12 protein-coding genes, 1 tRNA gene and 1 pseudogene are annotated in these 13,511 nt (G+C 64.2%); 11 read left to right on the plus strand and 3 right to left on the minus strand.

Annotation, left to right across the window (positions count from 1 at the left end; translation table 11 throughout):
* Positions 1–24 precede the first annotated feature (24 nt).
* Complete coding sequence (locus tag SHTP_RS18715) at positions 25–624, minus strand: TetR/AcrR family transcriptional regulator (protein WP_096372545.1); 600 nt, start codon at positions 622–624, stop codon at positions 25–27.
* A gap of 318 nt (positions 625–942) precedes the next feature.
* Here SHTP_RS18715 and SHTP_RS18720 point away from each other — a divergent pair, with 318 nt between their 5' ends.
* From SHTP_RS18720 to SHTP_RS18765, 10 genes and pseudogenes are all read left to right on the plus strand, one after another.
* The gene (locus SHTP_RS18720) at positions 943–1,812 is read left to right on the plus strand and encodes an MlaE family ABC transporter permease (protein ID WP_096371426.1); all 870 of its coding nucleotides are present in this window, start codon (positions 943–945) and stop codon (positions 1,810–1,812) included.
* A gap of 1 nt (position 1,813) precedes the next feature.
* The gene (locus SHTP_RS18725; RefSeq protein ID WP_096371427.1) at positions 1,814–2,677 is read left to right on the plus strand and encodes an MlaE family ABC transporter permease; all 864 of its coding nucleotides are present in this window, start codon (positions 1,814–1,816) and stop codon (positions 2,675–2,677) included.
* Between the two features lie 23 nt (positions 2,678–2,700).
* A pseudogene (locus SHTP_RS18730) lies at positions 2,701–4,232 on the plus strand (MlaD family protein).
* A complete protein-coding gene (locus SHTP_RS18735; RefSeq protein ID WP_096371428.1) occupies positions 4,229–5,284 on the plus strand; it encodes an MCE family protein in 1,056 nt (351 codons plus the stop codon). Before SHTP_RS18730 ends, SHTP_RS18735 begins: the two are co-directional and overlap by 4 nt.
* Positions 5,277–6,332, plus strand: coding sequence for an MCE family protein (locus SHTP_RS18740; RefSeq protein ID WP_096371429.1), 1,056 nt, complete (start codon positions 5,277–5,279; stop codon positions 6,330–6,332). Before SHTP_RS18735 ends, SHTP_RS18740 begins: the two co-directional genes overlap by 8 nt.
* Positions 6,329–7,444: an MCE family protein gene (locus SHTP_RS18745; RefSeq protein WP_096371430.1), complete on the plus strand. Its 1,116-nt coding sequence runs from the start codon at positions 6,329–6,331 to the stop codon at positions 7,442–7,444. Before SHTP_RS18740 ends, SHTP_RS18745 begins: the two co-directional genes overlap by 4 nt.
* Complete coding sequence (locus tag SHTP_RS18750; protein ID WP_096371431.1) at positions 7,444–8,649, plus strand: MlaD family protein; 1,206 nt, start codon at positions 7,444–7,446, stop codon at positions 8,647–8,649. The genes SHTP_RS18745 and SHTP_RS18750 overlap by 1 nt, the downstream gene beginning before the upstream one ends.
* Complete coding sequence (locus SHTP_RS18755) at positions 8,646–9,896, plus strand: MlaD family protein (RefSeq protein ID WP_015356604.1); 1,251 nt, start codon at positions 8,646–8,648, stop codon at positions 9,894–9,896. The genes SHTP_RS18750 and SHTP_RS18755 overlap by 4 nt, the downstream gene beginning before the upstream one ends.
* Positions 9,897–9,923: 27 nt before the next feature.
* The gene (locus SHTP_RS18760; RefSeq protein ID WP_172900570.1) at positions 9,924–10,616 is read left to right on the plus strand and encodes an Rv1363c family protein; all 693 of its coding nucleotides are present in this window, start codon (positions 9,924–9,926) and stop codon (positions 10,614–10,616) included.
* A gap of 18 nt (positions 10,617–10,634) precedes the next feature.
* Positions 10,635–11,414 (plus strand): mannan-binding family protein, encoded by a 780-nt coding sequence (locus tag SHTP_RS18765; RefSeq protein ID WP_096371432.1) that lies wholly within the window; start codon positions 10,635–10,637, stop codon positions 11,412–11,414.
* Position 11,415: 1 nt separating this feature from the next.
* On the opposite strand, the gene SHTP_RS18770 is transcribed toward SHTP_RS18765, so the two are convergent.
* Positions 11,416–12,615, minus strand: a complete 1,200-nt coding sequence (locus tag SHTP_RS18770; RefSeq protein WP_020786662.1) for a L,D-transpeptidase — start codon at positions 12,613–12,615, stop codon at positions 11,416–11,418.
* A 205-nt stretch (positions 12,616–12,820) separates the two neighbouring features.
* Between SHTP_RS18770 and SHTP_RS18775 the strand changes: the two genes are divergently transcribed.
* A tRNA-Lys gene (locus SHTP_RS18775) sits at positions 12,821–12,893 on the plus strand.
* A 2-nt stretch (positions 12,894–12,895) separates the two neighbouring features.
* On the opposite strand, the gene SHTP_RS18780 is transcribed toward SHTP_RS18775, so the two are convergent.
* Positions 12,896–13,477: a TetR/AcrR family transcriptional regulator gene (locus tag SHTP_RS18780; RefSeq protein ID WP_015356608.1), complete on the minus strand. Its 582-nt coding sequence runs from the start codon at positions 13,475–13,477 to the stop codon at positions 12,896–12,898.
* Between the last annotated feature and the right edge of the window lie 34 nt (positions 13,478–13,511).

The following is a 13,511-nucleotide window of genomic DNA, read 5'->3' on the forward strand; positions in this document are numbered from 1 at the left end:
CTCGACGGGAGATGCCTGATCGCATTACCGGAATCCGGCGAGCGCGATCCGCAGCGCCTGGTCCATCTGGACGTGAAATATCGGGCTGGACGGCGGATCCGTGCTCAGCCAGCGATCGAATACGAATTTCACTGTGGCCAGGCTCGTGTGGACCAGCAATGCCGGTCGAATGTCGGTGCGCGCGTCGACTCCCATTCGGGAAGCGACGTGCTCGATGAAGCGGTGCTGGTCGTCTTCGCTCACCAAAGCCGACTTGCTCAACAGGTAGGGAGCGGTCGCGATCGCCCGGCGCCAGGTATCCAGTTTGAGATCACCGGCGTCCCTGGCGTAGCTGACGAACAACGCGATCAAGGCCTCGACCGCGGATTCATCCGCGGGCCAGCTGCGGTAGGAGCTGACGATCTCGGTGATGGCCTGCCGGACCGGATCGACCAGCAGTCCCTCCTTGGTGGGGGCGTGCCGAAAGTAGGTGCTGATGGAGACTCCAGCCGCCGCGGCAATGTCTTCGGTCGTCACCGCGTCGAATCCACGCTCGGCAAAGAGTCGGTGGGCGGTCTGGTGAATCAGAGAAAACAACTCGGCGCGCCGACAGTCTCGCAGCGAACGAATGTTTGCCAGGTTCATACCATCACCCTCGGACGCCATCCCGGAACAGCAAGGCGATTATGCCTTCCGCGCTGATGGTAGATCATCGCGGATGAACGTTTCTACACTATTGAAAGTGCCTATCGACTAGGCTAGCGTGTTACCGAATACCGTACTGAGCTGCAGAGTCGCGGAACCCGAGCGCGCCACCCCAGGCAAGACTCTCTCCATGGCGCCCGATAACTTCTGCTGGACGATGTAGGACAAAAGCGGTGGGGAGGGCGCCAATGGAGTCGGGCGCTAGCACGCGATGAGGCGCGGCCCGGGTTTGCTTACGACGCCGTTGGTTGCACCGCGATGACCACCCAACCCGAGCCCGCACTGCTCGGTTCACGCAATGACGACGGCGTTGCCGCCATCGGTGACTGGGCCGCCGGCTACGTTAGGCGCCACCCACTAGCCGCACTCACCACCGTCGGTGAACAGTTCGTCCTCGGGGTGCGCACCATCCAGTACTTCTTCGTCGATCTGGTCACCGGCCGCTTCCAGTGGCAAGAGTTCGTCCGCCAAGGCGCCTTCATGGCAGGGACCGCGGTGCTGCCGACGATCCTGGTTTCGCTGCCGATCAGCGTCACGTTGTCGATTCAGTTCGCGCTGCTCGCCGGCCAGGTCGGGGCCACCTCACTGGCCGGAGCCGCCAGCGGCCTGGCGGTCATCCGGCAAGGAGCCTCGCTGGTGGCGGCCGTCCTGATGGCGTCGGCTGTCGGATCGGCCATCGCCGCCGACCTAGGTTCGCGAACGATGCGCGAAGAGACCGACGCCATGGAAGTCATGGGCTTATCGGTGATCCGGCGCCTGGTGGTGCCGCGCTTTGCCGCCGCGATCATGATCGGTGTCGCGCTGACCGGTGTCGTGTGCTTCGTCGGCTTTTTCGCCAGCTACATGTTCAACGTGTACTTCCAGAACGGGGCACCGGGCAGCTTCGTGGCAACGTTCGCGTCTTTCGCGACGACCGACGACATGTTTCTGGCGCTGTTCAAGGCCGTCATCTTCGGCGCCATCGTGGCGGTCGTATCGGCCCAGAAGGGCCTGTCCACCAAGGGCGGGCCGACGGGCGTGGCGAACTCGGTGAACGCGGCGGTCGTCGAATCGATCCTGGTGCTGATGATCGTCAACGTCTCGATCAGCCAGTTGCACGTCATACTGGCTCCCCGGACGGGGCTGTGACATGACGGTTTCCGCCTACCGGCCGCTAGCGCCCATCACCGAGCAGGTGGTTCGGCTCTACCGCAGGACCACCAAGCCGATCATTCGGCTGGGCCACATGCTGGTCTTCTTCTTCCGGGCACTGGCCGGAGTGCCGATCGCGGTGCGCCAATACCGCGGCGAGTTTCTGCGGCTGTTGTCCAACATCACCTGGGGCAACGGCTCGATTGTGGTGGGGGGCGGTACCGCCGGGGTGGCGGTGGTGCTCGGCATGACCGTTGGCGCGCTGCTGGGCATCGAGGGTTACAACTTCCTCGATCTGCTTGGCCTGGGCCCCGCAACCGGCTTGATCTCATCGTTGGTCAACACCCGCGAGTTGGCTCCCCTGATGGCGTCACTGGCGTTTGCGATGCAAGCCGGCTGCCGGTTCACCGCACAGCTGAGTTCGATGCGCATCGCCGAAGAGATCGACGCGAGGGAATCGATTGCGATCCGCCCGATCCCGTTCTTGGTGACGACTCGCCTGGTTGCCTCGATCGTCGCGATGATCCCGCTCTATGCCGCTTGTCTGGCCATCGGCTACCTGACCACCCAAGTGGTGGTAGGCATCAGCAGCGGTGGCTCCACCGGCTCCTATTTGCACTACTTCTCGCTGATGCTGGCCGGTCAGGACATCTTCTATTCGTTGCTCAAGACCGTCATCTTCGTGTGGATCGCTTCCACTATCCAGTGCTACTACGGCTTCTACGCCAGCGGCGGCCCCGAGGGGGTCGGTGTTGCCGCGGGACATGGCATGCGGGCCAGCATCACCGTCGTGATCATGGTGAACATGCTGATCACCATGGCACTGTGGGGCGTCGACTCCGGGGCACGGTTCGGCGGCTAGGTAGATGGTCAGGTTGATGACAGATGCCCAATTCCATTGAGTCAGACGGGCGTGGCCCGTCGGATCGCCAGCTGATCGGCATCGGACTGGTGGTGTGCTGCTGGCGGCGGTGCTGACCATTGCGCTGCTGGTCAAATCGACCGGCCGGCTCAACGACTACGTGCGCGTAACCGCGGACCTGCGCAACGTGGGCGACGGCCTGCCCAAGAGATCTGACGTCAAGTACCACGGCGTGCTGGTCGGCATGGTGGACGGCGTGGCTCCGGCGGCCAACGGGCGGCCCAACTACGTCCACATCAATCTCAAACCCGAATACGCCGCATCGATTCCGGCGGCGGTAACCGCTCGCGTCGTTCCCAGTAGCGTTTTCGCCGTGTCGTCGGTGCAGCTGATCGACGCACCCGCACCGCGTGGTCGCCAACCTGCCATCCGGGCCGGGACGCACATCCCCGAAGACAGCCGGCTACCCACGGTACTTTTTCAAACCACCGTCAGTAAGCTGCGCGATCTGCTCGCTGCGGCCGGACGCGGTCGTGAGGATAACTCGCTGGGAATCCTCGCTGCGATCGCGGCCGCCACCGACCATCGCCGTGCGTCCTTACTCAGCGGTGGAGCTCAGCTCAATCGCCTTCTCGATCAACTCATTTCGATCGTCGCCACCGATTCAGAACCCTCAACGGTCGCCGCGCTCATCGACGCGACCCGCGGATTGCAGGCCAGCGCACCCGAACTCGTCGAGGCGTTGCACCAGGCCGTGGAGCCGATGAAGACGTTCGCCGAGACCCGTGCACAGCTCGCCGCCCTGCTCGCCGGCGCCGACCACACCATCGGGACCGCGCAGCAATCGTTGGGCAACCACATCGATCAGCTGATCCAGATCACCACCGACTTCACTCCGGTGCTGGGCGTGCTGGCGCAGCAGTCCGACAATTTTCTGCCCGCGGTCATCAAACTGGACAACCTGGCCACCAAGTTCATGGACGAAGTCTGGATGCCCGAGAACAACACCGGAAACATGCGGGTGAACCTGTCGTTCACGCCCAGCCACTCATACACGCGCGCGGACTGCCCGCGCTACGGCGAACTCAAGGGGCCCAGCTGCTTCACGGCGCCGCTGGTTCCGGTTCGGCCCGACCTACCGGAAGTGCTGCTGCCGCAGAACTATCAACCACCCAAAGATCTGGCACCGCCACCGGGGACCGCTGTCGGTCCAGACGGCAACCTGGTGGCCCTCGGCCCGCCGCTGATCAACCCGAGCCCCAATCTGACCGATCCCAATCCACCGTTGCCCGCATGGTTGACTCCATCACCGCGGGTGCCGGGGACCGGGGACCCTGACGATGCGCCACCCGCGCCACCCGCGCCACCAGGGGCCGCTGCGCCGTCGGCATTCGGCGGCAACGTCGGTCCCGTCGGCAGCCGCCAGGAGCGCGACGCACTCGCCCTGATCACTGGCCGGCCCGCCACCGTCGCCACCGAATTGCTGCTGGGACCACTCGCCCGTGGGACGGTTGTGTCGCTAGGTAATTCGGGTGCGGGTGGGGAGCCACGATGAAGTTTCGCGGTCCGCTCATCGGGCTTTCCCTATTCATGGTCGTTGCGGTGGCACTCACCTGGATGGTCTATGTCAGCCTGCGACGTGAAGTCGCCGGAAAGACCGTGGCGTATGCGGCGGTGTTCACCGACGTGTACGGGCTGCGTGAAGGCGACGACGTCCGCATGGCCGGCGTTCGGGTCGTCCGGGTCGAAAAGATCGACCTTGAAGGGAAACTGGCGAAGGTACGGTTCGTTGTACAAAACGAGCAACGACTCTTCGGCAACACGGTCGCCTCGGTGACCTACCAGAACATCGTCGGGCAACGTTACCTCGGGCTGTCGTTGGGCAAGAAGGGCAGTCCGGATCAGCTCGCGCCGGGCAGTGTCATCCCCGTGCAGCGCACCGAACCATCCTTCGACGTCACGGCGCTGCTCAACGGTTACGAGCCGCTGTTCAGCCTGTTGAACCCACGTGACGCCGACAACCTCACCAAGGGCATCATCGAGTCGCTGCAGGGCGACACCGCCTCGCTGGCCACATTGGTCAGCCAGACATCCACGCTCACCGAGACATTCGTCGGCCGCGACCAGGCGCTTGGCGATGTGATCACCAACCTGAACAAGGTGATCTACAACCTGGCTCAGCAGAACGACAACCTCGACGGCGTGACCACCGATACCTGGGAGGTGGTGTCTACCCTCGACCAGCGCCGTCCAGAGCTGGTTTCCTCAATCGGCTCCCTGGCCCGGGTACTAGAGCGACTATCCGCCTCCGCCAACGACGTATACCCGCAACTGCGTGAGTTCATCGACCGCCAGCCCGGCGCCACCCGCCATATTCTCAGCGTCGAGCCCCAGGTGGCATTCTTCGGCGACAACATTCCGCTGCTGTTGAAAGGACTAACCCGCGTAGGCAACCGGGGCGCCTACGGCAACGCATACGTATGCGACATCAACGCCTTCGGATTCTTCCCCGGCCTCAACGACGTCATGCCGATCATCGTCAACGCCGCGACCCCGGGGAACCAAGCCCGGCACACGCCGCGATGCCGGAGCATGGCTGATGGCTGATTCATCGCTGCGCCACAGGCTTTCCGCGTTGCAGAGGCGCCCGCTGGAGAGCTACAACAAGACCTGGCTGGGGTTTGCCGCCGTCGCGGTGGTCGCGGTGGTGATCGCGGCCATGCTGGTGGTGCATCTGGCCGGAGCCGGATATCGGCGCTACACGGCGGAGTTTCTTCAGGCGGCTGCGCTGCGAGCCGGTAACCCGATCGCCATCGCGAGCATCCCGGTCGGCACCGTCACCAGCATGAAGCTCGTCGGTGATCACGTCGAGGCGGGTCTGCGGATCCGCGATGACGTGGTGCTGGGCAAGGACTCCACGGCCACCATCAGAGTCACCACCATTCTCGGATCCCGCTATCTGGCCATCGAGCCCGACGGCGCGGCGTCGCTTCCCGACCACACCTTCGACTTGGCACACACCGCGGTTCCCTACGATCTGCAGGCCGCGTTGAAAGACGCGACAACAACTTTCGAGCAGGTCGACTCGGACCGATTCGCGCAGTCGCTTACCGTGCTGGGCAGGCAGCTCGACAAGCTACCGCCGGTGGTGCCGCAGGCGGTGGCCAACATCGACTCGCTGTCCTCGATCATCGCCACCCGCCGCGATCAATTGGGCCAGCTGCTCGAGAGCACCGAGCAGGTCACCAATACCTTGCGTCGGCAGCTTTCCACCATCGGCGGCCTGGTCAACCAGGGACAGGACCTGATGGGCCAGTTCGTCGCGCGGCGCGCCGTCTTCCACGCGATGATGCGATCCCTCGACGGCTTCGTCGGCACCTTGCGCCAGATCATCGGCGACCGCCCGGGCGTGGATGCGCTGCTGAAAGACATGCGTGAGTTCACCGGTCTGTTGGCACAACACGACGACCTGTTGAGCAATCTGCTGCAGATCAGCCCGATCTTCTTCCGCGAGGCGACCAACATCACCGGCGATGGCAACGCCGTCAACTTCAACGCACCCAATGGCCTGCTGCTGGTGGATTCATGGATGTGTGCGATCAGCGGCCGCGCCGAGCAGTTCGGGATGATTCCCTATTTCAAGGACTGCAAATGACAACCAGCAAGGTCAAGATCCTCGCCGTCGTCGCCGCCGTGCTGGCGGTGGTCGCGCTGGCCGGTGCCGGGTGGTGGCGGATGGGTGCCGATGATGACCCGATGACCGTGACAGCCCCGTTCGACAGCGCCTCGGGGCTGTATGAGGGCAACGTGGTGGCTGTCTTGGGTATGCCGGTCGGCCAGGTCACCAAGATCAGGCCCAAAGGCGGCTACGTCGAAGTCGAATTCATTATCGATCGCAAGGTCAAGATTCCCGCCGACGCCCAAGCCGTCACGGTGTCGACCTCCATCCTCACCGACCGGCAGATCGAGCTCACGCCGCCCTATCGGGGTGGCCCGGTGCTACAAAGCCACGACACCATCGGCTTGACCCGCACCAAGACTCCCGTCGAATTCAGTCGGGTGCTCAGCGTTCTCGACAAGGTGACCAAGTCGCTGCAAGGCGATGGTCACGGCAGTGGTCCCGTCGCCGATGTGCTGAGCGGGGGTACCGAGATCGTCGACGGGAACGGCGCCAAGATCAAGGGAGCCCTTGACGCCCTGTCGCGGGCGCTCCGGCTCAGCAGCGACGGCGGCGCCCAGACCCGCGAACAGATCACGACGATCATCAGAAACGTCAGCTCCTTGTTCGACGCCGCAGCAGCCAACGACGCAAAGCTCCGGGAGTTTGCCTCGACGATCCATCAGGTCAGCCAGATTCTGGCCGACGAGGATATCGGCGGCGGCAACACCGGCAAGCGGCTCGATCAACTGGTGCAGCGTGCCGGTGACCTGCTCGATGCCAACCGCGAGGCGATCCGACAGACCGTTCTCAACGGCAACACCACATTGCAGACGGTCAGCGACCAGCAGCGGGATCTAGCGGAAATACTTGATCTCGCGCCGCTGGTGGCCGACAACGGGTACAACGCCATCGACCGGGCCAACGGTGCCGTTCGAGCTCACTTCCTCACCGACAGAATGATATTCGACAGCCAGCTGACCAAAGAGGTCTGCAACATGATGGGCTTGAGGCAGCTGGGATGCAGCACTGGGACCCTGCAGGATTTCGGGCCCGACTTCGGCCTGACCTTCGTGCTGGACGGCATGGCCGCCATGGGGCAGAAGTGATGAGCGGGTTCGGGAAAGCCGCCGCCGCGATCGCGGTGACCACGCTGCTCAGCTCCGGATGTGCCGCTAACGGCCTTGATAGCCTTCCCCTTCCGGCTCCGACACTGGGCTCCGGGGGTTACACGCTGACCGCAGTGTTCGCCGACGCGCTCAACCTGCCGATGAACGCGAAGGTCAAGCTCGCCGGCGCCGACGTCGGACAGGTCGAGTCAATGGTCGCGCGCAACTACACGGCGGTGACGAGGCTGCGCATTACCGATGACGTTCGGCTGCCTCGGGGCAGCACGTCGGAGTTGCGGACCGCCACCCCGCTCGGTGACGTGTTCGTGGCGTTGCGCCCACCCGCGGGAGCCGGTACCGAGGCGGCGATGTTGAAGGACGGCGACACCATCGGGTTGGATTCCACGACGGCGGCCGCAACCGTGGAATCGGTGCTGAGCTCTGCGGCAATCCTGGTCAACGGCGGAGCAATACGCAATTTCACCAACATGATCAACGGCTTCGGCAACGCCACGGGCGACCAGGGCCAGGCATTCGGAAATCTCATTCGCAAGTCCAACCGGCTGCTGGCCACGCTGGACTCGCGGTCTGAGCAGATCTCGACTGGCCTGAGCGAATTAGCCAGCCTGGCGGAACAACTCAATGCCAAGAACCAGGCCGTCACCGAGTTGATGGCCGCCGCCGAGCCTGCCGCCGACGCCCTGGCCGCCAACACCGCGGAGCTGTCCAACCTGGTCGTCCAGGTCGGCGACACCGCCCGCCTGCTGGCCAGGTTCCCAGCATTGGGCGGAACCGACACCAGCGGCCGCAGCATGATCCGAGACCTCAACACGATTGCCGGGGCCGCCAACGACATCGCGGTCAGCCCCGACACCAGCTGGCTGGCCTTGAACCGGATGATCCCGCCGATGGTTAAATCCACTGCTCGGGGCGCACTTTCGGTGCGCGCCAGCGTGGACCGGCTGGTGCTCGGATCGATACCCGACATCGGCTTCCCCGGCGACGTCGGATTGCACGGACCGCACCGCTACAACTGGAACCAGTTCATCGGCTCGTTGAACTACACGCTGTGGCGGCGGCAGGAACGAGTGGTCGGGCGAGGACCGGGTTCGCCGCAGCTGCCGGTGATGCCCGACCCGGAGGTTCCGGGCGAAATCCAGATCGCTCCTCCCCTGTCCCCCCAACCGCCGGGACCCCCACCGTGATCACGCCGATCGCCAATGCCGTTGTCCGCGTGGTGCGGGCGGGACATCGTCAGCAGACGTGGCTGTCGGTGGCGGGGCTGGTTCTCACCCTCGTCGTCGCGGCCGCCTACTTGCTGGTCGGCGCGTTGCGGCTGACGCCGTTCGCCTCGAGCTACCGGGTTACCGTCTCGCTACCGGAATCCGGTGGCCTACTGCCCAATCAGGACGTCGCACTGCGTGGTGTGCGGATCGGACGAATCGAGTCGCTGCACCTCACCGAATCGGGTGTCGATGCCATCGCCAGCATCACATCGCAGGTAAAGATTCCGGCGTCCAGCACCGTTCATGTGTCGGCGCTGTCTCCGGCTGGTGAGCAGTTCCTCGATTTCGAACCCGAATCCGACACCGGGCCCTATCTAAGCGAGGGCGCAGTGATCGGAGTTGATCAGGCGAGGGTCCCGGTCAGCCTCGCGCAGTTGCTCGGTGATGCCAACGGATTGCTCGCGCAGATCGACCCGCACCAGGTCGAGCTGATCAAGAAGGAACTGAGCCTGAGCCAGGCGGGGCCGAAAAAGCTTGCCGCCATTGTTGATGGCGGCACGTTCCTGCTGTCGACGCTCGATTCGGTGTTGCCCGAAACCACCAGCATTATCAGGACCAGCCGGGTGGTGCTGAACCTGATAGCCGACAAGAATGCCGGGCTGGCCGCGACCGCCGTGACACTGGATCGGACCCTGGCCGGCGTGGCCAGAATGCAAGGCGGGTATCGGAGCCTCACCGAGCGGACACCGCACACCCTGGCGGCCATCGACCACTTGTTCGCCGATAACTCCGACACGATGGTGCAGTTACTGGGCAGCATGGCTACCGCCGCGCAGCTGCTCTACCTGCGGGTACCGGCGCTCAACGCGCTGTTCCCCGACTATCGAGGATCGGTGCTGGACGCTCTGGCAAGCGCTTTCCATGACCACGGCGTCTGGGCGACGGCCGAACTCTATCCGCGCTACACCTGCGACTACGGCACCCCGTCGTATCTGCCTTCGGCGGCCGACTATCCCGAACCGTTCATGTACACCTACTGCCGCGACGACGACCCCGCGGTCTCGATTCGAGGAGCCAAGAACGCGCCGCGCCCGGGCGGTGACGATACTGCCGGACCACCGCCCGGGGCAGATCTGGGCCGGCGAACCGATCCAACGCCGCGGGGCCGCTTCACCATTCCCACCCCCTACGGGGGGCCGGTGCTGCCGATCGAACCGCCTCACTGAGCACGACACCACGTCCAACGCAAGGAGATGATTTTGGTCGCTACCACGGAGAAAGACGACGAAACCCAGTCCGAGGAACCCGCTGCCTCGTCGGAGGACAACCAAGACACCGAAGACACCTCACAGACCCCAGACATCGAAGTCGACTCGGTTGAGCACGCCGAGGCCGAGTCGGCGGACGACGACGAGGACAACACGCTGCTGGCGGACAAGCGCGAAAAGGCGGCGCGCCCAAACCGCTCCTGGGCGCGGTATCTACGGCGCGGCGCAATGCCGCTGTTGCTCGCTGGTGCACTGGCGCTTTCGGCATTCCTGGGCTGGCAGCAATGGCAGCAGCACCAGGTGAAGCTGGCGGGCCAGCAGGCTCAACAAGCCGCCATCGCCTACGCCCAAGTGCTGACCAGCATTGATTCCAACAACGTCGACCAGAATTTCCGTCAAGTGCTCGACGAGGCGACCGGCGAGTTCAAGGACATGTATACGCAGTCCAGCGTTCAGCTGCGTCAGTTGCTGATCGACAACAAGGCCAGTGCCCATGGCGTCGTGGTGGATTCCGCAGTTGCCTCCGAAACCGTGAACAAGGTCGTCTTGCTGGTCTTTGTCGACCAAACCGTGACCAACATGGCGGTACCGGACCCGCGCATCGATCGCAGCCGGATCAAGATGACCATGGAAAAGGTCGACGGACGCTGGCTGGCCAGCAAAGTCCAGCTGCTCTAAACCGTTCGGAGCCAACCCATGCCGATCACACGATTGCTCACGACACTGACGCTGGTCGTAGCGGCAGCAACCTCGGGGTTCGTCAGCCCGCCAACGGCGCGGGCATCAGCTTCGTCGTTCTGCGGGGAGCTCGGTGGCGACTGGGACGGCCAGTACTGCCATACCTCGGTGGTCTCCGAACGCAAAGCGGTCCGCGATATCAAAGTGGCGGTGCCCGCTGACCTCATCGACGATGCGACGGCAGGTCCGGTGGTCCGCGACTATCTGCGCACCCTGGTCACCAACTGGAAATCTGTGGGCGCACAGATGGTCGCGGACAGCTTCGGCGAGGAGAACTACCAGGTGTTCCGGCACGGCAGCATGCTCAGCGCCGTGTTCCACGAGGATTACCACGCCGACGGCCCCAAGCCCAACAACGCCTATCGCACGTTCACCTTCGACACGGGGGGCGGGAGGCGAGTGCAGCTGGCGGACCTGACGACCTCGAATCCGCTTACCGCAATTCCCCCGCTGGGCCAGCCCTACATCCAGGCCGCACTCGATGCGGCCGCGCCACCGCACGACCCGGGAACCTACCCATTCGTCGCCGACCGGAGGACACCCGACAAGGTCTATTCCGGCGGCTACCGGGCTTGGGCACTAACCCCAGACGAGTTGGTTCTCTACCTGCCCGACTACCCGGTGGGTCATGACGAGCCGATCGACTTCACGCCCGGGGCCGCACAATGGTCCATGGACGGAGGAGCCGTCGTAGCGCACATCCCGCTCTCGGCGCTGGGTCCCGTACTGCGCGGCTGAGTTACGCGTTGGCGTTGCCGGCGCGCCACTGTTCCCAGGGAATGTTCCAGTCGCCAAGCCCCTCAGTGCCGGGCAGCGTGCCTCCCACGGTGTTGACGACCTCGACGATGTCGCCGGTCTTGATGTGGTCATAGAACCACTCCGCGTTGCTGGGGCTCACATTCAGACACCCGTGGCTGGTGTTCGTGTGGCCCTGGGCACCGACCGACCACGGCGCGGAGTGCACATAGACACCGCTATAGGACAGCTGCGTGGCCCAATTGACATCGGTGCGGTACCCATTGGGTGAGTTGACCGGCACGCCGTAGGTCGAAGAGTCCATGATGATGTGCTTGAACCGCGCGCCCACGATGTAGATGCCGTTGGCGGTCGGGGTGCTGTCCTTGCCCATCGAGGTCGGCATGGTCTTGACCACCTCGCCGTTGACCAGGATGGTCAGCATCTTCGTGTTGTCGTCGGCGGTCGCAATCACCTCATCGCCGATGGTGAAGTGCGTCTTGACGTTGTCCTCGCCGAACATGCCCTCACCCAGATCGACACCGTAGGTGTTCACCGCGACATCAACGCTGGTCCCCGACTTCCAGAAGTGCTCTGGGCGCCAACGCACCTCGCGGTTGTTGAGCCAGTAGAAGGCGCCCTCGACGGCCGGTTTGGTGGTGATCTTGATGGCCTTCTCGGCAGCCAGGCGGTTGGCGATGTTCTCGTCGAACCGGATCGCGACCGGCTCACCGACGCCGACAACCTCACCGTCGGCGGGACTCACGTACGGCATCGTCAGATGGGCCGGCGAACTGGTCTGGAACGTCATCTGGCGGGTCGCGGCACCGCCCAGGCCAAGCGCCTTGGCGTTGAGCGTATAGCGCCGGTTGTATCCGAGCGGCTCGTCAGTCGACCAGTGCAGTCCGTCGGAGCTGAGTTTCCCGCTGATGGACTTGCCGCTCTCGTTGACCATGGTGACCGCGGCCAACACACCGTCGGAGACGCTCACGGTGACCGGTGCGTCCACGGTGACCCCGACGGCCCCGTCGGTCACCGATGCGGTGAGCTTGGGCACCAACAGGTCGGCAAACGGGGTGCCCTTGTTCTCGATCACCTTGGTCGCGGTGGGGGTAGCACTGCTGCCGCCGCAGGCGACGGCCAGCACAGCAACCGGGATCAGGATCGCAGCCAGCCACGATCGACGTCTGCTCAAAGGCGCCATCAAGTGACCTTCCAGATACTCACGCTTACTTTGGTCACCGCTGACCTCGGATTGTTACTAGCATTGTACTGCCTCATCACCGCCAGCTCGGCGAATGAGGCTCCGTTCCTGCGGTCCAGTATCGCACTGCACCCCGTGTGATCCGGAGATTTCCCTCTGCGCCGGGATGCCTGTTATTGTCGCAACGCGGTCTTGCCAGACCGATGCGCCGTTAGCTCAGTTGGTAGAGCAGCTGACTCTTAATCAGCGGGTCCGGGGTTCGAAACCCTGACGGCGCACTTCACGAAATGCCCCTTGTGGGAGCCACGATGCGGCGAGCGGCCTCTACGGCCGCTGCCCGTCGCCCCTCGATAACCGCGCGATCAGTAGCGACGGCATCGGGATGAGGCGACTGCGCCCAGGCCAGACCCACCCCAAACAACAGGACGAGCAAGTCCATCGGATGCCAGTGCGGGTCGACGTGGCCGGCGGCTTGGGCCGCTTCGATCACACCGACGTCGCGCGCCTGGACCGATTCCACGCCCTCGACCTGCGGCGGGTCCAGGACCAAACCCTCTAGATTGGCCCAGGTAATCATGCGCAGGTGCTCGGGCCTGCGGCAGGCCAGGTCGTAGATGTCGCCGACGAACTCGGGGACCGCGTCGGGACGCAGCGTCACCGCGGCAAAGAACTCCTCCATGTCGGCGGCGACAACGCTGCGAAATAGCGCCTCCTTGTCCTGGAAGTGCGCGTAGAGCCGCTCCTTGCTCGCCTCGGCGGTCCGCGCGATGCGGTCGATCCGGGCACCGGCCAGGCCGTATTGCGCGAACTCGGACCGAGCGGCGGTCAGGATCGTCTCGCGAAGTTCAGCCGTGGTTCGCACAGCATGATCATATCCATACGAACTAGTTCGTTTG

This window comes from Mycobacterium ulcerans subsp. shinshuense (assembly GCF_002355775.1).
GTDB lineage: Bacteria > Actinomycetota > Actinomycetes > Mycobacteriales > Mycobacteriaceae > Mycobacterium > Mycobacterium marinum.

What these genes read in the sequence shown, in the direction of transcription:
- SHTP_RS18720 (WP_096371426.1), top strand. Translation starts at nt 943, where the DNA reads ATGACCACCCAACCCGAGCCCGCACTGCTCGGTTCACGCAATGACGAC.
- SHTP_RS18745 (WP_096371430.1), top strand. Translation starts at nt 6,329, where the DNA reads ATGACAACCAGCAAGGTCAAGATCCTCGCCGTCGTCGCCGCCGTGCTG.
- SHTP_RS18750 (WP_096371431.1), top strand. Translation starts at nt 7,444, where the DNA reads ATGAGCGGGTTCGGGAAAGCCGCCGCCGCGATCGCGGTGACCACGCTG.
- SHTP_RS18760 (WP_172900570.1), top strand. Translation starts at nt 9,924, where the DNA reads ATGATTTTGGTCGCTACCACGGAGAAAGACGACGAAACCCAGTCCGAG.
- SHTP_RS18735 (WP_096371428.1), top strand. Translation starts at nt 4,229, where the DNA reads ATGAAGTTTCGCGGTCCGCTCATCGGGCTTTCCCTATTCATGGTCGTT.
- SHTP_RS18715 (WP_096372545.1), bottom strand. Translation starts at nt 624, where the DNA reads ATGAACCTGGCAAACATTCGTTCGCTGCGAGACTGTCGGCGCGCCGAG.
- SHTP_RS18725 (WP_096371427.1), top strand. Translation starts at nt 1,814, where the DNA reads ATGACGGTTTCCGCCTACCGGCCGCTAGCGCCCATCACCGAGCAGGTG.
- SHTP_RS18770 (WP_020786662.1), bottom strand. Translation starts at nt 12,615, where the DNA reads ATGGCGCCTTTGAGCAGACGTCGATCGTGGCTGGCTGCGATCCTGATC.
- SHTP_RS18740 (WP_096371429.1), top strand. Translation starts at nt 5,277, where the DNA reads ATGGCTGATTCATCGCTGCGCCACAGGCTTTCCGCGTTGCAGAGGCGC.
- SHTP_RS18765 (WP_096371432.1), top strand. Translation starts at nt 10,635, where the DNA reads ATGCCGATCACACGATTGCTCACGACACTGACGCTGGTCGTAGCGGCA.